This window comes from Mesorhizobium sp. M1182 (assembly GCF_040318335.1).
Classification (GTDB): Bacteria; Pseudomonadota; Alphaproteobacteria; order Rhizobiales; family Rhizobiaceae; genus Mesorhizobium.
This window is the reverse complement of the sequence record NZ_JAMYMD010000041.1, coordinates 1-22,047: the sequence shown is the minus strand read 5'-3', so window position 1 is coordinate 22,047 and position 22,047 is coordinate 1. Positions and strand designations below refer to the sequence as shown.

Sequence of the window (22,047 nt, the reverse complement as noted above, 5' to 3'; positions counted from 1 at the left end):
GGGGGGCTGCCCGAATGGTTCCATGGCGCCGTTTGCATAGTCAGGCATGGTGGTCGCTAGGGCTGATCTGCCTGGTGTCGTTGCTTGCCATGGGCCACGCTGCCTTCGCAGCGGATGCAAAGAAATCCACGCCGGAAAAATCCGCGCCGGATTTCGGCCCGACGATGCGGTTCGTCGTCGTGCGCAGCAGCGCGCCGGGCTGCGAGCCGACCTGTCCGGAATGGATATCGGCGGAAGGCTCGATAGAAGCCGGCACGCCGGCCCTGTTCAAACGCGCGCTGAAAGCGCTTGGCGGCCGAAAGCTGCCGATCGTCGTCGATTCCCCCGGCGGCAATGTCGAAGCGGCGCTGACACTTGGTCGCCTGATCCGCAAGAACAAGCTCGATATCGCCGTCGGCAAAACCCGCTTCGTCGGCTGTCTGCCAGATGTGAAGAACTGCAAGGAAAACGACGGCAAGAGCGCCCGTTATTTTGGCAATGCTTATGCCGATGGCGCCATCTGCAATTCCGCCTGTCCGTTGATGTTTTCCGGCGGCATCCGGCGCGTGGTAGGCGAATGGGCCTTTCTCGGCGTCCATCAGATCACCACGACCTATATCCGGACGAAATTGCTGTACCGCACCACCTACCGCATGGTGAAGGGCAAGAAGAAGATTCTCAGCACCAAGGTCGTCAGCCGGAAGAACGCCGGCAGCTACAAGACCTATGAGATGAACAAGCCGCTGGAGCGGAAGCTGGCGGCCTATCTGAAGGAGATGGGCGTCGGCCTGGGTGTGCTCGAGACCATGAAAAGCACACCGGCCAGCGGTATCCAGCAATTGGCTCCCTACGACATGCTGCAAATGAATCTCGTCACCAGCCGGGATGCCGTCGACCTGCTGACCGCGCCAATCCTATGCACGTCCGATCCGTTGCCGGCGAGTTGCAGGGAGGTGCCGGCGCCGGCGAATATCACGAAGCCGGCCGGCGAAGTGGTGGCGAAAGCCGAGCCTGCACCCGCAGGGCTCGAAACCCCGCGGCCCAAGGAGGTCGCAGACATGCGCTTCGTCCTGGTCCGCGGCAGCAACCCGCTTTGCAATCCAAACTGCCCGGAATGGATCTCGGCCGAAGGCGCGATTGCGCCTCAGACCCCGCAGAAGCTGCGCCAGTTGCTCGCCATGCTTGGCAACCGACGGCTGCCGGTGGTGGTCAGCTCACAAGGAGGCGACCTGTTCAGTGCTCTGGCGGTGGGGCGACTTATCCACGAAAAGAAGCTCGACATCGCTGTCGCCCGCACCGATTTCGTTGGCTGCGACCCGGGAGAGTGGAGTTGCTTGGCTAAAGAGGGCGCCTATGCCGGCCTGACCGTCGATTCGGGAGCGGCATGCGATTCGGCCTGCGCGCTCATGCTTGCCGGCGGCGTCAGACGGTTTGTCGGTCCGCAAGCGCGGCTCGGCATGTACCTGATGGGACAGCAGCAGATAATTAAGACCTATCTCGAGGACATGGCGATTGGTCCCGGTCTGTTCGCCGCGCTCGAGCAGCGCTCGGTCGAGCGCCAGCTCGAACCAGACCTAATGCTGAAGGTTGGACTGACGACGGGGCCGCAATCGGTGGACGCGCTGACGGGCGCCACCATCTGCAAGTCGTCGCCGAAGCCCGACAACTGCCGCGTTCTGCCGTCCGCCAGCGCCGAGGCAGAGACGCCGGCGAAGCTTTAGCGCAACCTTGCACTGGCCATCGAGGCAGGTTGAGCGGCGCTCGATGTTTCCGCTATCGTCCAGCGCGGTTGAAGACCAGCATCGGAGGGATCGCGAATGAGCCAGGATGTCCCGACATTGTTTGAATGGGCAGGCGGCACCGAAGCGCTGAACCGCCTGACCCAAACCTTCTACGACAGCGTCTCTCGGGATCCCATCGTCGGGCCGGTGTTCAAGCACATGTCGCCGGATCATCCCGCTCACGTCGCGGCCTTCATCGGCGAAGTTTTCGGTGGACCGAAAACCTACAGCGAAAAGCATGGCGGCCATCGCGAGATGGTGATGCACCATCTCGGCAAGCATCTGACCGAGGAGCAGCGCCGGCGCTGGATCAACCTTCTCGCCGACGCCGCCGACGAGGTCGGGCTGCCTGACGATCCCGAATTCCGCTCGGCTTTCATGGCCTATGTCGAATGGGGATCGCGGCTGGCCAAGATGAACTCCAACAAGGGCCCGACCTGCGATCCCGAGACCGAACCAATGCCGGCCTGGGATTGGGGGGTGCCGGGCGGCCCATACAAGGCGCCTTCGGGAGACTGACCGGGGCGCAAATCGGTCGAAAAGCCTGCCGCCAGGACCCGATTTGCGGGAAATGGGTGGCGGTGAATGGTTCGGTCCGCCAGGCTGGAACGGTTTGAGGCCGCTGTGGCTGGCGGGGGCCGCGCTGAAAAACCGGAGGCCTGCGATGGGATCGGACAGCAAAGCAAATTCTGACAGCAACCGCGGAATCCGAAATCCGTTTGGCGTCATGGACGTCCCCACTCCCGACGACGAGGAGGTGTCGGCGTTCGCCGCCGGCTTGAAACTGGAGGGAACTCCAAGCGATGAAAATGCCGAGGCATGGGGCACCGACCGCGACCGCGACCGCAACGACACCATCGAAGGCAGCTGGTCCAGCCGATGGAACGGCGGTGCCGATCCCACGATCCCGGGCGATAGCAAGCATAAATGGAAGTCCGGCCGGGGCGAGGTGAAGACGGCGGGAGAGAGGGTTTACCTGCTGTTCGATTGGCATGATGGCGTGCGCAAGGGGCTCATCGATGCGCGGCGCGAGGGTGCGAAAGGGCTGGTTGGAAAATACATCAATCTGACCGACCCGAAAATCGTGCGTCCCTGGGTCGGCTGGATCGTCAGCAATCAACGGATCGACGGGAAATGGCCGGGAGGACGCCTGGACTTTCGAAGATGAAGGCCGGGTAGCGCACGTCGCTCTTTACAGAGCGCGCGGAAGCTTTTAGGAAGCGCCTGCTGCGCCGACATGCGCATACGGGCATAGCTCAGTTGGTAGAGCGGCGGTCTCCAAAACCGCAGGTCGTAGGTTCGAGCCCTGCTGCCCGTGCCATTCTTTGAATGGATACCTAAAAACGATTCTTTTGCAGTGCGGCCTTTGAAAATCGGCTTGTGACTTGCCATATAGTATAAGTTGCGGCATAAGGGCCGCATAGCCGGGACGGGACGACTGGATGGTTCCGAGGCGGCGTTTGGGCATAAAGCGGACACTTGCCACTTGCGTGGATCAAGAATCGGTTTTATGTAGACGAAACAGACACGCGACGCGTGGAGCTGGGAAGCCGGCTTTACGCGTCTGATTTGCATGGGCGAAATGATTGCGCTGATTCGGCGCGAACGCACGCTCAAGCGGCACGTCCCGGCCAGCGGGATCATCCAGGAGGCCCGGCCAACGGGTCTTGCAGACAGAGCGGCATATGGCTTCGAAAACCACAAATCCCTTCACCTTTCTCCAGCAGGTTCGCGCGGAGACCGCCAAGGTCACTTGGCCGTCGCGGCGCGAAACGATGATCTCGACGGTGATGGTTCTTGTGTTCGCGGTCATCGCGATGATCTTTTTCTTTACCGCAGACGTGGCCATGGGCTTTGCGGTCGAAAAAATCCTCGGCCTCGGACAGTAAGTCCGGCGATTACGGAGAAGTCTTGAAATGACCGCGCGGTGGTACATCGTCCACGCCTACTCGAACTTTGAAAAGAAGGTCGCCGAGGACATCGAGAACAAGGCCAAGCAGAAGGGCCTGTCCGCCGACATCGAGCAGATCGTGGTGCCGACCGAGAAGGTCGTCGAGATCCGCCGCGGCCGCAAGGTCGATGCCGAGCGCAAGTTCTTTCCGGGCTATGTGCTGCTGAAAGCCAATCTGACCGACGCCGTGTTCTCGCTCGTCAAGAACACGCCGAAGGTCACCGGTTTCCTGGGCGACTCCAAGCCGGTGCCGATCACCGAAGCCGAGGCCCAGCGTATCCTGAACCAGGTTCAGGAGGGCGTCGAGCGGCCGAAGCCGTCGGTGACGTTCGAGATCGGCGAAGCGATCCGCGTTTCGGATGGACCATTCGCGTCCTTCAACGGTTTCGTCCAGGAAGTGGACGAGGAGCGGGCGCGGCTCAAGGTGGAAGTTTCGATCTTCGGGCGCGCTGTGCCGGTCGATCTGGAATTCGGACAGGTCGAGAAGGGCTGATCCGAAATCCCTGCACCGGTTTCGGCGGCAGGGAAGGCGGCGCGGAGATCGCGCGGCCAAAAACGGGTGGGAGGCGAATGCGGCTTTAGCCGGCTGCGCGGACCGCACCACCAGACTGCAACCGCCGGCAAGACCGGCATGAGAAAAGGCAGGAAGAGAGATGGCTAAGAAAATTGCAGGCCAGCTCAAGCTCCAGGTTTCCGCGGGATCGGCCACGCCGTCGCCCCCGATCGGCCCGGCGCTTGGTCAGCGTGGCATCAACATCATGGAGTTCTGCAAGGCGTTCAACGCGCAGACCCAGGAAATGGAAAAGGGCTCGCCGGTTCCGGTCGTCATCACCTACTACCAGGACAAGTCGTTCACCTTCGTCATGAAGACGCCACCGGTGAGCTATTTCCTGAAGAAGGCCGCCAACCTGAAGTCGGGCTCGAAGGAGCCGGGCAAGGTCAAGGCCGGCACGATCGGCCGCGACAAGGTGCGCGCCATCGCCGAGCGGAAGATGAAGGATCTGAACGCAAACGACGTCGAGGCGGCCATGCGCATGGTCGAGGGCTCCGCCCGCTCGATGGGTCTGGAAGTGGTGGGCTGAGATCATGGCAAAAATTGCAAAGCGTGTATCGAAGACCCGCGAAGGCATCGATCCCAACAAGGCTTACGCTTTGGGTGAGGCGCTGAAGCTGCTCAAGGATCGCTCCTCGGTGAAGTTCGACGAGACGATCGAAGTCGCGATGAACCTCGGCGTCGACCCGCGCCATGCCGACCAGATGGTCCGCGGCGTGGTCAACCTGCCGAACGGCACCGGCCGCAGCGTTCGCGTCGCCGTCTTCGCGCGTGGCGACAAGGCCGAGGAGGCCAAGGCCGCCGGCGCCGACATCGTCGGAGCCGAGGATCTGGTCGACATCGTCCAGAAGGGCACGATCGACTTCGACCGCTGCATCGCCACGCCGGACATGATGCCGCTGGTCGGCCGTCTCGGCAAGGTGCTCGGTCCGCGCGGCATGATGCCGAACCCGAAGGTCGGCACCGTCACCACCGACGTTACCGCCGCCGTCAAGGCATCGAAGGGCGGCGCCGTCGAGTTCCGCGTCGAGAAGGCCGGCATCGTTCACGCCGGCGTCGGCAAGGTCTCGTTCGACGTCAAGGCGCTGGAAGAAAACGTCCGCGCCTTCGCTGACGCGGTGACCAGGGCAAAGCCGGCTGGTGCCAAGGGCAACTACGTCAAGAAGGTGTCGGTCACCTCGACGATGGGCCCGGGCCTCAAGCTCGACGTCTCGACGCTCGCTGCGTCCTGATACGAAACAATTGGATCGGCCGCTAAAACGCTGATCCGTGAAAGAATTCCGGGCCTCCGACCTGTCGGCGGCCCGGTACCGGAAGTCGAAAGGCTTCCGGACATCCTGTCCGAGATTGCAGGCGGCCCCCAAGCCTTAGGTGATGTGGGCCTTAATTCATGTGGGCCTGCATGAGACGGGTGAAGACCGGACAAAGGAGCCACAAGCTCCAATGAAAGGTTCGAACCGTGTTTGCCTTTTGTCTGCGCACCGTCCGGCTTGCCGGCAGGTGTGGCGAAAGGGGGCAGGATCCTCGAGCGTCGTTCGGGAGATCCGTTACTGGATGGCCCGGCCGGCAAAAGGCAACCCGACGCCTGTCCTTCGTAGAGGGCAGGGGTCAACTGGAGATAGGCAGTGGACAGAGCGGAAAAACGCGAACTCGTCACGGGCCTGAATGATGCGTTTTCAAGCGCTGGTTCAGTCGTCGTGGCCCACTACGCCGGTATCACCGTCGCGCAAATGAACGACCTTCGGTCGAAAATGCGCGCCGCCGGTGGCACCGTCAAAGTCGCGAAGAACCGTCTCGCCAAAATCGCTCTTCAGGGCACGGACTCCGCATCGATCATCGAGCTGTTCAAGGGACAGACGCTGATCGCCTATTCGGAGGATCCGATTGCGGCGCCGAAGGTCGCGTCCGATTTCGCCAAGGGAAATGACAAGCTCGTCATTCTCGGCGGCGCAATGGGCACCACCTCGCTCAATGCCGACGGTGTAAAGGCACTCGCCACACTTCCGTCGCTCGATGAGCTGCGCGCCAGGCTGGTTGGCATGATCGCCACGCCGGCAACCCGGATCGCCCAGATCGTCAATGCGCCTGCGGCTTCGGTCGCGCGCGTCATCGGCGCTTACGCCCGGAAGGACGAGGCGGCATGAGGCCGTTCCTCGCTATCACAAACACACGTTCGAACCTTATGAAGGAACATTGCAATGGCTGATCTGGCAAAGATCGTAGACGACCTTTCGAAGCTGACCGTCCTCGAGGCGGCCGAGCTGTCGAAGCTTCTTGAAGAAAAGTGGGGCGTTTCCGCCGCTGCTCCGGTGGCGGTTGCCGCTGCCGGCGGCGCTGCGGCCGCTGCTGCTCCGGTCGACGAAAAGACGGAATTCGACGTCGTTCTCACCGAGGCAGGCGCTCAGAAGATCAACGTCATCAAGGAAGTTCGCGCCATCACCGGTCTTGGCCTCAAGGAAGCCAAGGACCTGGTCGAGGCGGCTCCGAAGCCGGTCAAGGAAGCCGTTTCCAAGGCCGACGCGGACAAGTTCAAGGCCCAGCTGGAAGCAGCCGGCGCCAAGGTCGAACTGAAGTAAGCGTTGAGTACCGGCGGGCGGCGTGGCGCCGCCCGCCACTCCTTTCGCGTCGAAGGGAGGCTGCGTAACGCGAAGAGTGCGAAAACCTCTTTCCTGAGGGCCGCAAACCGGCCTTCAGGAAACGGGTTTTCTCCCGTTTCTGGCCCGCCGCCAATTGACGCCGGGTGAAAAGACAAGAAGCCGCCGACAGGCGGCGGGCAACAAGACAGGGCCGCCAAGGTGGCCCGAGATGCAAGGCGAGCCGCGGCGAGGCTCGTCCCGAGAATTGAGCTAAGGAGCGACGATGGCCCAGACCCAGACTTTCAATGGCCGCAGACGCGTACGCAAGTTTTTCGGAAAGATCCCGGAAGTTGCGGAGATGCCGAACCTGATCGAGGTTCAGAAGGCATCCTATGACCAGTTCCTGATGGTGGAGGAGCCCAAGGGTGGGCGTCCTGACGAGGGACTGCAGGCAGTTTTCAAGTCGGTCTTCCCGATTTCCGATTTTTCCGGCTCCTCGATGCTGGAATTCGTGAAGTATGAGTTCGAGGGACCGAAATTCGACGTTGACGAATGCCGTCAGCGCGACCTGACCTATGCGGCGCCGCTCAAGGTGACGCTGCGCCTCATCGTGTTCGATATCGACGAGGATACCGGCGCCAAGTCGATCAAGGACATCAAGGAGCAGGACGTCTACATGGGCGACATGCCGCTCATGACCTTGAACGGCACCTTCATCGTCAACGGCACCGAGCGCGTCATCGTCTCGCAGATGCACCGTTCGCCGGGCGTCTTCTTCGACCATGACAAGGGCAAGTCGCACTCGTCCGGCAAGCTCCTGTTTGCCGCGCGCGTCATTCCCTATCGCGGTTCGTGGCTCGACATCGAGTTCGATAGCAAGGACGTCGTACATGCCCGCATCGATCGCCGCCGCAAGATTCCGGTGACGTCGCTGCTGATGGCGCTCGGCATGGACGGCGAAGAGATCCTGTCGACCTTCTACAACAAGATCACCTACAAGCGCGCCGGCGACCATTGGCGCATCCCGTTCAACGTCGAGCGTTTCCGCGGCCTCAAGGCCGTTGGTGACCTGGTCGACGCCGACACCGGCGAAGTCGTCGTCGAGGCCGGCAAGAAGATCACCGCCCGCCAGGCCAGGGCGCTTGGCGAAAAGGGTCTCAAGGCGATCAAGGCGACCGACGAGGATCTGCTCGGCAACTACCTTGCCGAGGATATTGTCAACTACGCGACCGGCGAGATCTTCCTCGAAGCCGGTGACGAGATCGACGAAAAGACGCTGAAAGTGCTGCTTGGCACCGGTGAGGATGAGATCAAGGTCCTCGACATCGACCACGTCAACGTCGGCGCCTACATCCGCAACACGCTCAACGTCGACAAGAACGAGAGCCGCCAGGACGCGCTGTTCGACATCTACCGCGTCATGCGCCCCGGCGAGCCGCCGACGCTGGAAACCGCTGAAGCCATGTTCAACTCGCTGTTCTTCGACAGCGAGCGCTATGATCTGTCGGCCGTTGGCCGCGTCAAGATGAACATGCGCCTCGAGCTCAAGGCCGAGGATACCGTGCGCGTGCTGCGCAAGGACGACATCCTGGCCGTGGTCAAGACGCTGGTCGAACTGCGCGACGGCAAGGGCGAGATCGACGACATCGACAATCTCGGCAACCGCCGCGTGCGCTCGGTCGGCGAGCTGATGGAGAACCAGTACCGCGTCGGCCTGCTGCGCATGGAGCGCGCGATCAAGGAACGCATGTCCTCGATCGAGATCGACACGGTGATGCCGCAGGACCTGATCAACGCCAAGCCGGCGGCTGCCGCCGTGCGCGAGTTCTTCGGTTCCTCGCAGCTGTCGCAGTTTATGGATCAGACCAACCCGCTGTCGGAGATCACCCACAAGCGCCGTCTTTCGGCGCTTGGACCGGGCGGTCTGACCCGCGAGCGTGCCGGTTTCGAAGTGCGCGACGTGCACCCGACGCATTACGGCCGCATCTGCCCGATCGAGACGCCGGAAGGCCCGAACATCGGCCTGATCAACTCGCTTGCGACCTTCGCGCGCGTCAACAAATACGGCTTCATCGAGAGCCCGTACCGCAAGATCGTCAACGGCAAGCTGACCAATGAGGTCGTTTACCTCTCGGCTATGGAAGAGGCCAAGCACCACGTCGCGCAGGCCAATGCCGAGCTCGACAAGAATGGTCATTTCGTCGACGAATTCGTCATTTGCCGCAACGCCGGCGAAGTGATGATGGCGCCGCGCGAAAACGTCGATCTGATGGACGTGTCGCCGAAGCAGATGGTGTCGGTGGCCGCGGCCCTGATCCCGTTCCTGGAGAACGATGACGCCAACCGTGCGCTGATGGGCTCGAACATGCAGCGTCAGGCCGTGCCGCTGGTGCGCGCCGAAGCGCCGTTCGTCGGCACCGGCATGGAGCCGATCGTCGCCCGTGATTCGGGCGCCGCCATCGGCGCCCGCCGCGGCGGCATCGTCGACCAGGTGGACGCGACGCGTATCGTCATCCGCGCCACGGAAGATCTCGACCCCGGCAAGTCCGGCGTCGATATCTACCGGCTGATGAAGTTCCAGCGTTCGAACCAGAACACCTGCATCAACCAGCGTCCGCTGGTGCGCATGGGCGACCGGGTCAACAAGGGCGACATCATCGCCGACGGTCCGTCGACCGAGCTCGGCGATCTGGCCCTCGGCCGTAACGTGCTGGTCGCGTTCATGCCGTGGAACGGCTACAACTACGAGGACTCCATCCTCCTGTCCGAGCGCATCGTCGCCGACGACGTCTTCACCTCGATCCATATCGAGGAGTTCGAAGTCATGGCCCGCGACACCAAGCTGGGGCCGGAGGAGATCACGCGCGACATTCCCAACGTCTCGGAAGAAGCGCTGAAGAACCTCGATGAGGCCGGCATCGTCTACATCGGTGCGGAAGTGCAGCCGGGCGACATCCTGGTCGGCAAGATCACGCCGAAGGGCGAAAGCCCGATGACGCCGGAAGAAAAGCTGCTGCGCGCCATCTTCGGTGAAAAGGCCTCGGACGTGCGCGACACCTCGATGCGCATGCCTCCGGGAACCTTCGGCACGGTCGTCGAAGTGCGTGTCTTCAACCGCCACGGCGTCGAGAAGGACGAGCGCGCCATGGCGATCGAGCGCGAGGAGATCGAACGCCTCGCCAAGGACCGCGACGACGAGCAGGCGATCCTCGACCGCAACGTCTATTCGCGTCTTTCCGACGTTCTCGTCGGCAAGGAAGCGATTGCCGGGCCGAAGGGCTTCAAGAAGGGCTCGAAGCTGTCGAAGGACACGCTCGACGAGTATCCGCGTTCGCAGTGGTGGCAGTTTGCCGTGGAGAACGAAAAGCTCCAGAGCGAACTGGAAGCCCTGCGCGGCCAGTACGACGATTCCAAGAAGGCGCTCGAGCAGCGCTTCATGGACAAGGTCGAGAAGGTGCAGCGCGGCGACGAAATGCCTCCGGGCGTCATGAAGATGGTCAAGGTCTTCGTGGCCGTGAAGCGCAAGATGCAGCCCGGCGACAAGATGGCCGGCCGACACGGCAACAAGGGTGTCGTGTCGCGGATCGTTCCGGTCGAGGACATGCCTTTCCTCGAGGACGGCACGCATGCCGACATCGTGCTCAACCCGCTGGGTGTGCCGTCGCGCATGAATGTCGGCCAGATTCTGGAAACGCACCTGGGCTGGGCCTGCGCCGGAATGGGCAGGAAGATCGGCGATCTGATCGATGCGTACAAGACAGCGGGCGACATCAAGCCGCTGCGCAAGACGCTCGAGAGCTTCATGCCGGCCAACGACCGCAACGAGCCGGTCCGCGAATATGACGACGAGAGCATCGTTCGCCTCAGCGAGCAGATGCGCCGCGGCGTCTCCATCGCGACACCGGTGTTCGACGGCGCGCACGAGGCCGACATCAACATCATGCTGGAGCAGGCGGGCCTGCACACCAGCGGTCAGTCGCAGCTCTATGACGGACGCACCGGCGAGCCGTTCGATCGCAAAGTGACGATGGGCTACATATATATGCTCAAGCTTCACCACCTTGTGGACGACAAGATCCACGCGCGTTCGATCGGTCCGTACTCGCTCGTTACCCAGCAGCCGCTGGGCGGCAAGGCGCAGTTCGGTGGCCAGCGCTTCGGCGAGATGGAGGTCTGGGCGCTCGAAGCGTACGGCGCCGCCTACACGCTGCAGGAGATGCTGACGGTGAAGTCGGATGACGTCGCCGGACGCACCAAGGTCTACGAGGCGATCGTCAGAGGCGACGACACCTTCGAGGCCGGCATTCCCGAGAGCTTCAACGTTCTCGTCAAGGAAATGCGGTCTCTCGGCCTCAATGTCGAGTTGGAGAACACCAAGCTCGACGACAACCCGATCCGGCTGCCCGACGCGGCCGAGTAAGCAAGACGTCCGGCCGCGGTCTTCCCGCGACCGGACGCACCAAATTCTCGGCCGATGGCCGATCAAGTCGGCGGGCGTTTGGCCCGCGCTAGATGCAAGGGGTTTTCGAGGACCCCGAAAAGGAGAACGGCATGAACCAAGAGGTCATGAATCTCTTCAATCCCCAGGCGCCTGCGCAGGTGTTCGATTCCATCCGGATCTCGCTTGCCAGCCCTGAGAAGATTCTGTCCTGGTCGTTCGGCGAGATCAAGAAGCCGGAGACCATCAACTACCGCACCTTCAAGCCGGAGCGTGACGGCCTGTTTTGCGCGCGCATTTTTGGCCCGATCAAGGACTATGAGTGCCTGTGCGGCAAGTACAAGCGCATGAAATACAAGGGCGTCATCTGCGAGAAGTGCGGCGTCGAAGTCACGCTGTCGCGCGTCCGCCGCGAACGCATGGGCCATATCGAGCTGGCGGCACCGGTCGCCCACATCTGGTTCCTGAAGTCGCTGCCGTCGCGCATCGGCACGCTGCTCGACATGACGCTGAAGGACATCGAGCGGGTCCTCTACTTCGAGAACTACATCGTTACCGAACCCGGCCTCACCGCGCTGAAGGAGCACCAGCTGCTCAGCGAGGAAGAGTACATGATGGCCGTCGACGAGTATGGCGAGGATTCGTTCACCGCCATGATCGGCGCCGAGGCGATCCACGACCTTCTGGCCGGCATGGACCTCGAGAAGATCGCCGGCGATCTGCGTTCTGAGCTGGCTTCGACCACCTCCGAGCTCAAGCAGAAGAAGTACCTGAAGCGGCTCAAGGTCGTCGAGAACTTCATGGAATCCGGCAACCGTCCGGAATGGATGATCATGAAGGTGGTTCCGGTGATCCCGCCGGACCTGCGTCCGCTTGTCCCGCTGGACGGCGGCCGTTTCGCCACGTCGGATCTGAACGACCTCTATCGCCGCGTCATCAACCGCAACAACCGCTTGAAGCGGCTGATCGAGCTGCGCGCGCCCGGCATCATCGTGCGCAATGAAAAGCGCATGCTGCAGGAAGCCGTCGATGCGCTGTTCGACAACGGCCGCCGCGGCCGCGTCATCACCGGCGCCAACAAGCGTCCGCTGAAGTCGCTGTCCGACATGCTGAAGGGCAAGCAGGGCCGGTTCCGCCAGAACCTGCTCGGCAAGCGCGTCGACTATTCCGGCCGCTCGGTCATCGTCACCGGTCCGGAGCTCAAGCTCCACCAGTGCGGCCTGCCGAAGAAGATGGCGCTCGAACTGTTCAAGCCCTTCATCTACGCCCGTCTCGACGCCAAGGGCTACTCCTCGACCGTCAAGCAGGCGAAGAAGCTGGTCGAGAAGGAGCGTCCGGAGGTCTGGGATATCCTCGACGAGGTCATCCGCGAGCATCCGGTGCTGCTGAACCGCGCACCGACGCTGCACCGCCTCGGTATCCAGGCGTTCGAGCCGATCCTGATCGAAGGCAAGGCGATCCAGCTTCACCCGCTGGTCTGCACGGCCTTCAACGCCGATTTCGACGGCGACCAGATGGCGGTCCACGTGCCGCTGTCGCTGGAAGCGCAGCTCGAAGCCCGCGTGCTGATGATGTCGACCAACAACATCCTGCACCCGGCTTCCGGTGCGCCGATCATCGTGCCGTCGCAGGACATGGTTCTCGGTCTCTACTATCTCTCGATCGTCAATCAGAACGAGCCGGGCGAGGGCATGGTGTTTGCCGACATGGGCGAACTCCAGCACGCGCTCGAGACCAAGGCGGTGACGCTGCATGCCAAGATCAAGGGGCGCTTCCGCACGGTCGACGCCGACGGCAAGGTCGTGTCGAAGATCTACGACACCACGCCTGGCCGCATGATCATCGGCGAGCTGCTGCCGAAGAACCACAACGTGCCCTACGAGACCGCCAACCAGGAGATGACCAAGAAGAACATCTCCAAGATGATCGACACCGTCTACCGCCATTGCGGTCAGAAGGAGACGGTCATTTTCTGCGATCGCATCATGGCTCTCGGCTTCAGCCACGCCTGCCGTGCCGGCATTTCGTTCGGCAAGGACGACATGCTGATCCCGGACGCCAAGATCAAGCTGGTCTCCGACACCGAGGCTTTGGCCAAGGAGTACGAGCAGCAGTACAATGACGGTCTGATCACCCAGGGCGAGAAGTACAACAAGGTCGTCGACGCCTGGGCCAAGTGCTCGGAAAAGGTCGCCGACGAAATGATGGCCCGCATCAAGGCGGTCGAGTTCGAGGACAACGGCCGTCAGAAGCCGATGAACTCGATCTACATGATGTCGCACTCCGGTGCGCGCGGCTCGCCCACCCAGATGCGCCAGCTCGCCGGCATGCGCGGCCTGATGGCCAAGCCTAGCGGTGAAATCATCGAGACGCCGATCATCTCGAACTTCAAGGAAGGCCTCACCGTGCTCGAGTACTTCAACTCGACCCACGGCGCCCGCAAGGGGCTGGCCGACACTGCCTTGAAGACGGCGAACTCGGGTTACCTGACGCGTCGTCTCGTCGACGTGGCGCAGGACTGCATCGTCAACTCGCTCGACTGCGGCACCGACAAGGGCCTCACCATGCAGCCGATCGTCGATGCCGGTCAGGTCGTCGCCTCGGTTGGTCAGCGCGTTCTCGGCCGCACCTCGCTCGACGACATCACCCACCCGGTCACCGGCGAGGTTCTGGTCAAGGCCGGAACGCTGATGGACGAGCGTGACGTGGAACTGATCGAAAAGGCCGGCGTGCAGTCGGTTCGCATCCGTTCGGCGCTGACCTGCGAGGTCAGGGTCGGCGTCTGCGCGGTCTGCTACGGACGCGATCTGGCCCGCGGCACTCCCGTCAACCAGGGCGAGGCTGTCGGCGTTATCGCGGCGCAGTCGATCGGCGAGCCGGGCACTCAGCTCACCATGCGTACCTTCCACATGGGCGGCACGGCGCAGGTGGTGGATTCCTCGTTCCTTGAGGCCTCCTATGAGGGCAAGGTCGAGATCCGCAACCGCAACGTGGTGCGCAACTCCGACGGCCAGCTGATGGTCATGGGCCGCAACATGGCGGTGCTGATCCTCGACGAAGCCGGCAAGGAACGCGCCACGCACCGCGTCACCTACGGTTCGCGCATCTTCGTCGACGATGGCGACAAGGTGAAGCGCGGCCAGCGTATCGCCGAGTGGGATCCTTATACCCGCCCGATCCTCACCGAAATCGAGGGCAGGGTGGCATTCGAGGATCTGGTCGATGGCATTTCCGTTCAGGAAACCGCCGACGAATCGACCGGCATCACCAAGCGCGAGGTCATCGACTGGCGTTCGACGCCACGCGGCAACGACCTCAAGCCGGCGATCGTCGTCCAGGATGCCAAGGGCAAGGTCGGCAAGCTGTCGAAAGGCGGCGACGCCCGCTTCCTGCTCTCGGTCGAGGCCATTCTTTCGGTCGAGCCGGGCGCACAGGTTCGCCCCGGCGACGTGCTGGCGCGTATCCCGATGGAAAGCGCCAAGACCAAGGACATCACCGGCGGTCTGCCGCGTGTGGCCGAACTGTTCGAGGCACGCCGTCCGAAGGATCACGCCATCATCGCCGAGATCGATGGCACGATCCGCTTCGGCCGCGACTACAAGAACAAGCGCCGCATCATCATCGAGCCGCATGACTCGACGCTTGAGCCGGTCGAATACCTGATCCCGAAGGGCAAGCCGTTCCATCTCCAGGACGGCGACGTCATCGAGAAGGGCGACTACATCCTCGACGGCAATCCGGCGCCGCACGACATCCTGGCGATCAAGGGCGTGGAGGCGCTTGCCTCCTACCTCGTCAACGAGATCCAGGAGGTCTACCGACTGCAGGGCGTGTCGATCAACGACAAGCACATCGAGGTGATCGTTCGCCAGATGCTGCAGAAGGTCGAGATCACCACGCAGGGCGATTCGACCTACATTCCGGGCGACCACGTCGACGTGATCGAGCTGGAAGAGGTCAATGAGCGCCTGGTCGAGGAAGGCAAGAAGCCGGCCGAAGGCCAGCCGGTGCTGCTCGGCATCACCAAGGCCTCGCTGCAGACGCCGTCCTTCATCTCCGCCGCTTCCTTCCAGGAGACGACGAGGGTGCTGACCGAAGCTGCGGTTGCCGGCAAGACCGACATGCTGCAGGGTCTGAAGGAAAACGTCATCGTCGGCCGGCTGATCCCGGCCGGTACCGGCGGTACGATGAGCCAGATCCGGCGCATCGCCACCTCGCGCGACGAGTTGATCATCGACGAGCGCCGCAAGGCGTCCGGCGTCGAGGTCGCCGAGCCGATGCTGACCGACATGGTTAACGCGGCGCAGTAAGCGCGCAAGAAAGAGAAGATAGAAAAGGGGCCCAAGTGGCCCCTTTTCGCGTTGTGGTTCCCCAATCGGATCGGAGGAGAACGATGAGCAGGAAGATCTGGGCTTCTGTCGACGACTACATTGTCGAAGCTCTTTTCGAGGCGGATCCCGCCCTCGATGCCGTTCTGGCGGCCAACCATGATCAGGGCCTGCCGCCTATCGACGTTTCCCCGGCACAAGGCAAGCTGCTCTCACTTCTTGCGCGAATGCAGGGAGCGAAGAAGGTACTCGAAATCGGCACGTTGGGCGGTTATTCGACAATCTGGATGGCGCGAGCATTGCCGATGGACGGCAAGGTCGTGACGCTCGAGCTTGATCCGCACCACGCCAGTGTCGCGCGGTCGAACTTTGAACGAGCAGGGGTGTCTGACCGTGTGGAACTGCGAGTCGGACCGGCGCTTCAATCGCTTGCGGCCTTAGGCGCCGAGAATGCCGGGCCGTTCGACTTCATCTTCATCGACGCCGACAAGCCGAACAACCCGCACTATCTGTCCTGGGCCATGCGTCTTTCGAGGCCGGGGACCGTCATCGTCTGCGACAATGTCATCCGTGACGGCGCGGTGGTGAATGAAGATGGTCGCGATGCCAATGTCGAAGGGGCACGCGCGGCGTTCTCGTTCATCGGCAGCGACAAACGTCTGGAAGGCACCGCGATCCAGACTGTTGGCGCCAAGGGCTATGACGGCTTTGCAATAGCGATCGTCAATTGATTTTGTGCGGTGCGCCGACCAGACCTGCGATCCGGCCGGCGCCCACTCGTCAATCGAAAAAAGCTTCCACCACATTGCGCTTGCCCAGCATGAAGGCGTCGGCGACGTGCTGCAGGGGCGCGAGATCGACGTCGGAGGTGCCGGCGCGTACGATATCGGCGAAGCGCTTGTAGAGCATCGGATATTCGGCTTCCGGCTCCTCGTGAACGACGCGGCCATCGATGGCAAGCTTTGAGCCGCCGCCAGAAAGCACCATCGATCCTGCCTCGGTATCGGCCAGGATGTCCCAGCTTTGCGGGCCGGTCTGACGCCAATCGAGTTCCATCGTCACCGGCAGACCGTTCGACGTACGGAAGGCGATATGGGCGGCGATGGGGGCCGCGCGGTTTTCGGGGAAATCGAGTTCTGCCGAGCTGATGAACATCGGCGGCAGGATGTGGGTAGCGATCGACAGCGCGTTGATGCCGGGATCGAACACGCCAAAGCCGCCGGGAGCCCAGATCCATTCCTGATTCGGATGCCAGCGGCGCACGTCTTCTTTCCAGTTGATGGCGGCCGACCTGATCGTTGTCGATCCAAGGAATGCGCGCGCAGCTTCGACAGCCGGCGCATAGCGCGAGTGCCAGCTGGCGAACAGGCAGACGCTGTTCGCTGTCGCCAGCGCCTTCAGGTCTTCGACCTCGCTGACCGTGGCGCCGGGCGGCTTTTCCAGGAAGACATGCTTTTTCGCCGCCAGCGCCAAGCGCGCGGCGTCGTAACGAAACTGCGGCGGCATGCACAGCGACACCGCCTCGAGCTCCGGCACCGACTCGAGCATCGCCTCGATCGTCGGGAAATTCGGGATGTCCTCGACTTTGCCATGGCGGCTGGCTGCAGCAACCAGGCGAAAATCCTGGTCCTTCGCCAGCGCCGGCAGATGCTGGTCACGGACGATCTTCCCCACGCCGACGATGCCGAGCTCGATGGGATTAGAGGACATGGGGGCTCCGCAGGTTAAGTGTGCTTGGTTTTGCCAGAGGTCGCTTCTTAGCAGAGAACTTGTGCCGGGCAAGTCGCCGGGCTTTGTCGCCGGCCCGTGAGATCGACCGCGATTCAGATCTCTTCAGATCGGCACATCGAACGTCACGATCGACACTTCGCCTTCGAGCGCGCCCTGATAGGCGGACAGATGCGGCTCGTCGTCCGGCACGCCGTCCAGGTCGCCGATCTGATCGAGCTCTGCCTCGGCATAACCTTCGGCGGCAAGCGATTCGAGAGCGCGGCGCACCGCCGAATCGTCGTCCGGTGCGACCAGCATCACATGCACGCCTTCCGGCTTGCCGCCTTTGCGCTTCCACACCCGGCCGGTAATAATAGTGACCGGGCGCTCCTCATTGTCATTCACGGGTTCGTACCTCCGGGCGAGGGGGTTTGGGCTGCTCATGCCGCCTTTTCGCACGAAGCACGGCCTGGAAACAGACGCAAGCCGGTCACTTTCTGGCTTCCTCTTGAAAAACGGCGCAAGAAAATTACATGCGCTTTTCGCATGGCTGCCAAGCCTCGGGTTCAGCGCAATATTTGCCGCTCCGGGGTTGACGGACAGTGGCCATACGAGTAGAAGCCGCCCAGTCAGAACCGATGTGAGGCTCTTGCTTCCGAAGCGACACGCTTTGGAGTTTGCCTCAAACAGGGTTCGTTTTACGAGCGAAAAGACATTTCCGGCGTGCACGAAGCGGCTTCCGCTTCCTCTGCCATTTGTTCGGGCAAGACCGCGAGGCGCGGTTTGTGGCCCGAATTTGCGTATGGAAGTGACGCTTTGAGCGGCCCTGACCGGGCGAGATACGGAATTGAGAGACAAGAGGGTTTAATGCCTACCGTCAACCAGCTGATCCGCAAGCCGCGCATTGCGCCGGTGAAGCGCAACAAGGTCCCGGCCATGCAGCAGAACCCGCAGAAGCGGGGCGTCTGCACGCGCGTCTACACCACGACGCCGAAGAAGCCGAACTCGGCGCTGCGCAAGGTGGCCAAGATCCGCCTGACCAATGGTTTTGAAGTGATCGGTTACATCCCCGGCGAAGGCCACAACCTTCAGGAGCACTCGGTGGTGATGATCCGCGGCGGTCGCGTCAAGGATCTTCCGGGCGTCCGTTACCACATCATCCGCGGCGTGCTCGACACGCAAGGCGTGAAGAACCGCAAGCAGCGCCGTTCGAAATACGGCGCCAAGCGTCCGAAGTGACCGAAGCGTAGCCAAGGTCGTTCCGGGCGGCGTCAAGCGACGATCCGGGATCCAGGCCACCGCGTAGAATTGAGGCAGAGAAAAAATGTCCCGTCGTCACAGTGCAGAAAAGCGTGAGATCAATCCGGACCCCAAGTTCGGCGATCTGATCGTCACCAAGTTCATGAACGCCGTCATGTATGACGGCAAGAAGTCGGTTGCCGAGACCATCGTCTACGGCGCGCTCGACCAGGTCCAGTCCAAGACCAAGCAGGAGCCGGTCACCGTCTTCCATCAGGCGCTCGACAATGTCGCGCCGCATGTCGAAGTGCGTTCGCGTCGCGTCGGCGGCGCCACATACCAGGTTCCGGTCGACGTGCGCCCCGAGCGCCGTCAGGCATTGGCCATCCGCTGGCTGATTGCCGCCGCCCGCAACCGCAACGAGACCACTATGGTCGACCGCCTCTCCGGCGAGCTGATGGACGCGGCCAACAACCGCGGCACCGCCGTCAAGAAGCGTGAAGACACCCACAAGATGGCAGAAGCCAACCGCGCTTTCGCGCACTACCGCTGGTAAAGCGCGAACGAGACTGAAGAGGCACCTCCCATGGCCCGCGAATATAAAATCGAAGACTACCGCAATTTCGGTATCATGGCGCATATCGACGCCGGCAAGACGACGACCACCGAGCGCGTCCTCTATTACACGGGCAAGTCGCACAAGATCGGTGAAGTCCACGACGGCGCTGCCACCATGGATTGGATGGAGCAGGAGCAGGAGCGCGGCATCACCATCACGTCGGCCGCGACCACGACCTTCTGGAAGGGTCGCGACGGCAAGATGCACCGCTTCAACATCATCGACACCCCCGGCCACGTCGACTTCACCATTGAAGTCGAGCGTTCGCTGCGCGTGCTCGACGGCGCCATTGCGCTGCTCGATGCCAATGCCGGTGTCGAGCCGCAGACGGAGACCGTCTGGCGCCAGGCCGACAAGTATCGCGTGCCGCGCATGATCTTCTGCAACAAGATGGACAAGATCGGCGCCGACTTCTACCGCTCGGTCGAGATGATCGGATCGCGCCTCGGTGCGCATGCCGTCGTCATGCAGCTGCCGATCGGCGCCGAGACCGAGTTCAAGGGTGTCGTCGACCTCGTCGAGATGAACGCGCTGGTCTGGCGCGACGAGACGCTGGGCGCTGCCTGGGACATCGTCGAGATCCCTGCCGACCTCAAGGCTCGTGCCGAAGAATACCGCGAGAAGATGATCGAGGCCGCCGTCGAAATGGACGAGACGGCGCTCGAGAATTACCTCGAAGGCAAGATGCCGAGCAACGACGAGATCCGTGCGCTCATCCGCAAGGGCACGATCGCGGTGAAGTTCTATCCGATGTTCTGCGGCTCGGCCTTCAAGAACAAGGGCGTGCAGCCGCTGCTCGACGCCGTCGTCGAATATCTGCCGTCGCCGGCCGATGTCCCGGCCATCAAGGGCGTCGACGCCAAGACCGACGCCGAGATCGAGCGTCATGCCGACGACAACGAACCGCTGTCGATGCTTGCCTTCAAGATCATGAACGACCCGTTCGTCGGTTCGCTCACCTTTGCCCGCATCTATTCGGGCAAGCTCACCAAGGGCATCTCGGTCGACAACACCGTGAAGGGCAAGAAAGAGCGCATCGGCCGCATGCTGCAGATGCATGCGAATTCGCGCGCCGACGTCGAAGAGGCGTTTGCCGGCGACATCGTCGCCCTCGCTGGCCTCAAGGACACCACCACCGGCGACACGCTCAGTGATCCGCTGCATCCGGTCATCCTCGAGCGCATGGAATTCCCCGATCCGGTCATCCAGATCGCCATCGAGCCGAAGACCAAGAACGACCAGGAGAAGATGGGTCTCGCCCTTCACCGCCTGGCCGCCGAGGATCCGTCCTTCCGCGTCAAGACTGACGAGGAATCGGGCCAGACGATCATTTCCGGCATGGGCGAGCTTCACCTCGACATCATCGTCGACCGCATGCGCCGCGAGTTCAAGGTCGAGGCCAATGTCGGCGCGCCGCAGGTGGCCTACCGCGAGACGATCACCCGCAAGCACGAGCAGGACTACACGCACAAGAAGCAGACCGGCGGTACCGGCCAGTTCGCCCGCGTCAAGATCCTGTTCGAGCCGAATCCGGAAAGCAGCGAATTCGAGTTCGAAACCAAGATCGTCGGCGGCGCTGTGCCGAAGGAATACATCCCCGGTGTCGAAAAGGGCATCAACAGCGTCATGACCTCGGGCCCGTTCGCCGGCTTCCCGATGATCGGCGTCAAGGCGACGCTGATCGATGGCGCCTACCACGACGTGGACTCGTCGGTTCTGGCCTTCGAAATCGCCGGCCGCGCCTGCTTCCGTGAAGCAGCCCCCAAGCTTGGCGTGCAGTTGCTCGAGCCGATCATGAAGGTCGAAGTGGTGACGCCGGAAGATTATGTCGGCAGCGTAATCGGCGACCTGAACGGCCGTCGCGGCCAGATCCAGGGCCAGGAAGCCCGTGGCGTAGCTGTGGTCATCAACGCGATGGTGCCGCTCGCCAACATGTTCAAATACGTGGACAACCTTCGCTCGATGAGCCAGGGCCGCGCGGCCTACACGATGCAGTTCGACCACTACGAGCCGGTCCCGACCGCGGTCGCCCAGGAAGTCCAGAAGAAATACGCGTAACTCGAAACGAGTTGCATCAGTAACTTAATTCAAGGCCCGCACGGGCTGGCAGGAATGGAGAGATCACATGGCAAAAGGTAAATTCGAGCGCACTAAGCCTCATGTGAACATTGGCACGATTGGTCACGTCGACCATGGCAAGACGTCGCTGACGGCGGCGATCACCAAGTATTTTGGCGAATACAAGCGCTACGACCAGATCGACGCTGCGCCGGAAGAGAAGGCGCGCGGCATCACCATTTCGACGGCGCACGTCGAATACGAGACCGCCAACCGCCACTATGCCCATGTCGACTGCCCCGGCCACGCCGACTATGTGAAGAACATGATCACCGGTGCCGCGCAGATGGACGGCGCGATCCTGGTGGTGTCGGCCGCCGACGGCCCGATGCCGCAGACCCGCGAGCACATCCTTTTGGCCCGCCAGGTCGGCGTGCCCTCGATCGTGGTGTTCTTGAACAAGGTCGACCAGGTCGACGACGCCGAGCTGCTCGAGCTGGTCGAGCTCGAGGTGCGTGAGCTTCTGACCAAGAACGAGTTCCCCGGCGACGACATTCCGATCGTCAAGGGTTCGGCGCTTGCCGCCCTTGAAGACAGCGACAAGAAGATCGGCGAGGACGCCATCCGCGAACTGATGGCTGCGGTCGATGCCTACATCCCGACGCCGGTGCGTCCGCTCGACAAGCCGTTCCTGATGCCGATCGAGGACGTGTTCTCGATCTCGGGCCGTGGCACGGTTGTGACCGGCCGCGTCGAGCGCGGCGTCGTCAAGGTCGGCGAGGAGCTGGAGATCGTCGGCATCCGTCCGACCACCA

General features: G+C 62.3%; 18 protein-coding genes and 1 tRNA gene. 17 read left to right on the top strand and 2 right to left on the bottom strand.

Annotated elements, in window-relative coordinates; translation table 11 throughout:
* Positions 1 to 14: 14 nt before the first annotated feature.
* The 13 genes from NKH33_RS29260 to NKH33_RS29200 all read left to right on the top strand — a co-directional run bounded on the left by NKH33_RS29260 (position 15) and on the right by NKH33_RS29200 (position 16,337).
* The gene (locus NKH33_RS29260; RefSeq protein WP_352766676.1) at positions 15 to 1,700 is read left to right on the top strand and encodes a COG3904 family protein; all 1,686 of its coding nucleotides are present in this window, start codon (positions 15 to 17) and stop codon (positions 1,698 to 1,700) included.
* A gap of 96 nt (positions 1,701 to 1,796) precedes the next feature.
* Positions 1,797 to 2,279 (top strand): group II truncated hemoglobin, encoded by a 483-nt coding sequence (locus NKH33_RS29255; protein WP_352766675.1) that lies wholly within the window; start codon positions 1,797 to 1,799, stop codon positions 2,277 to 2,279.
* 145 nt (positions 2,280 to 2,424) lie between these two features.
* Positions 2,425 to 2,928 (top strand): hypothetical protein, encoded by a 504-nt coding sequence (locus tag NKH33_RS29250; RefSeq protein WP_352875014.1) that lies wholly within the window; start codon positions 2,425 to 2,427, stop codon positions 2,926 to 2,928.
* Positions 2,929 to 3,005: 77 nt separating this feature from the next.
* A tRNA-Trp gene (locus NKH33_RS29245) sits at positions 3,006 to 3,081 on the top strand.
* Between the two features lie 364 nt (positions 3,082 to 3,445).
* Entirely contained in the window at positions 3,446 to 3,649 is a 204-nt protein-coding gene (secE, locus tag NKH33_RS29240) for a preprotein translocase subunit SecE (RefSeq protein WP_023680439.1), read from the top strand.
* Positions 3,650 to 3,676: 27 nt separating this feature from the next.
* A complete protein-coding gene (gene nusG, locus NKH33_RS29235) occupies positions 3,677 to 4,204 on the top strand; it encodes a transcription termination/antitermination protein NusG (RefSeq protein WP_006333333.1) in 528 nt (175 codons plus the stop codon).
* A 160-nt stretch (positions 4,205 to 4,364) separates the two neighbouring features.
* Positions 4,365 to 4,793 carry a 50S ribosomal protein L11 gene (gene rplK / locus NKH33_RS29230; RefSeq protein ID WP_352922797.1) on the top strand — a complete coding sequence of 143 codons (429 nt, stop codon included), beginning with the start codon at positions 4,365 to 4,367 and terminating at the stop codon, positions 4,791 to 4,793.
* 4 nt (positions 4,794 to 4,797) lie between these two features.
* Entirely contained in the window at positions 4,798 to 5,496 is a 699-nt protein-coding gene (gene rplA, locus NKH33_RS29225) for a 50S ribosomal protein L1 (RefSeq protein ID WP_023680441.1), read from the top strand.
* Between the two features lie 393 nt (positions 5,497 to 5,889).
* Positions 5,890 to 6,408, top strand: a complete 519-nt coding sequence (rplJ, locus tag NKH33_RS29220) for a 50S ribosomal protein L10 (RefSeq protein WP_008875657.1) — start codon at positions 5,890 to 5,892, stop codon at positions 6,406 to 6,408.
* 54 nt (positions 6,409 to 6,462) lie between these two features.
* Entirely contained in the window at positions 6,463 to 6,840 is a 378-nt protein-coding gene (gene rplL / locus NKH33_RS29215; RefSeq protein ID WP_352922795.1) for a 50S ribosomal protein L7/L12, read from the top strand.
* A 283-nt stretch (positions 6,841 to 7,123) separates the two neighbouring features.
* Positions 7,124 to 11,260, top strand: coding sequence for a DNA-directed RNA polymerase subunit beta (rpoB, locus tag NKH33_RS29210; RefSeq protein WP_352874931.1), 4,137 nt, complete (start codon positions 7,124 to 7,126; stop codon positions 11,258 to 11,260).
* 131 nt (positions 11,261 to 11,391) lie between these two features.
* Positions 11,392 to 15,588, top strand: coding sequence for a DNA-directed RNA polymerase subunit beta' (gene rpoC, locus NKH33_RS29205; protein WP_023680444.1), 4,197 nt, complete (start codon positions 11,392 to 11,394; stop codon positions 15,586 to 15,588).
* An 83-nt stretch (positions 15,589 to 15,671) separates the two neighbouring features.
* On the top strand, positions 15,672 to 16,337 hold the full coding sequence (locus NKH33_RS29200; RefSeq protein WP_023680445.1) for an O-methyltransferase: 666 nt from the start codon (positions 15,672 to 15,674) through the stop codon (positions 16,335 to 16,337).
* 49 nt (positions 16,338 to 16,386) lie between these two features.
* Here NKH33_RS29200 and NKH33_RS29195 read toward each other — a convergent pair whose 3' ends face one another.
* Together NKH33_RS29195 and NKH33_RS29190 are read right to left on the bottom strand one after the other, a co-directional pair.
* Positions 16,387 to 17,316: a Gfo/Idh/MocA family protein gene (locus tag NKH33_RS29195; RefSeq protein ID WP_352922793.1), complete on the bottom strand. Its 930-nt coding sequence runs from the start codon at positions 17,314 to 17,316 to the stop codon at positions 16,387 to 16,389.
* 123 nt (positions 17,317 to 17,439) lie between these two features.
* Positions 17,440 to 17,721, bottom strand: coding sequence for a transcriptional regulator (locus NKH33_RS29190; protein WP_352922791.1), 282 nt, complete (start codon positions 17,719 to 17,721; stop codon positions 17,440 to 17,442).
* Positions 17,722 to 18,183: 462 nt separating this feature from the next.
* Between NKH33_RS29190 and rpsL the strand changes: the two genes are divergently transcribed.
* From rpsL to NKH33_RS29170, 4 genes are all read left to right on the top strand, one after another.
* A complete protein-coding gene (gene rpsL, locus NKH33_RS29185; protein ID WP_006333356.1) occupies positions 18,184 to 18,555 on the top strand; it encodes a 30S ribosomal protein S12 in 372 nt (123 codons plus the stop codon).
* Between the two features lie 85 nt (positions 18,556 to 18,640).
* Entirely contained in the window at positions 18,641 to 19,111 is a 471-nt protein-coding gene (gene rpsG, locus NKH33_RS29180) for a 30S ribosomal protein S7 (protein ID WP_008875664.1), read from the top strand.
* 30 nt (positions 19,112 to 19,141) lie between these two features.
* Complete coding sequence (fusA, locus tag NKH33_RS29175; protein ID WP_023680448.1) at positions 19,142 to 21,232, top strand: elongation factor G; 2,091 nt, start codon at positions 19,142 to 19,144, stop codon at positions 21,230 to 21,232.
* Between the two features lie 67 nt (positions 21,233 to 21,299).
* Positions 21,300 to 22,047, top strand: a 748-nt coding sequence (locus NKH33_RS29170) for an elongation factor Tu (RefSeq protein ID WP_352649818.1), incomplete at its 3' end; no start/stop codon positions are given.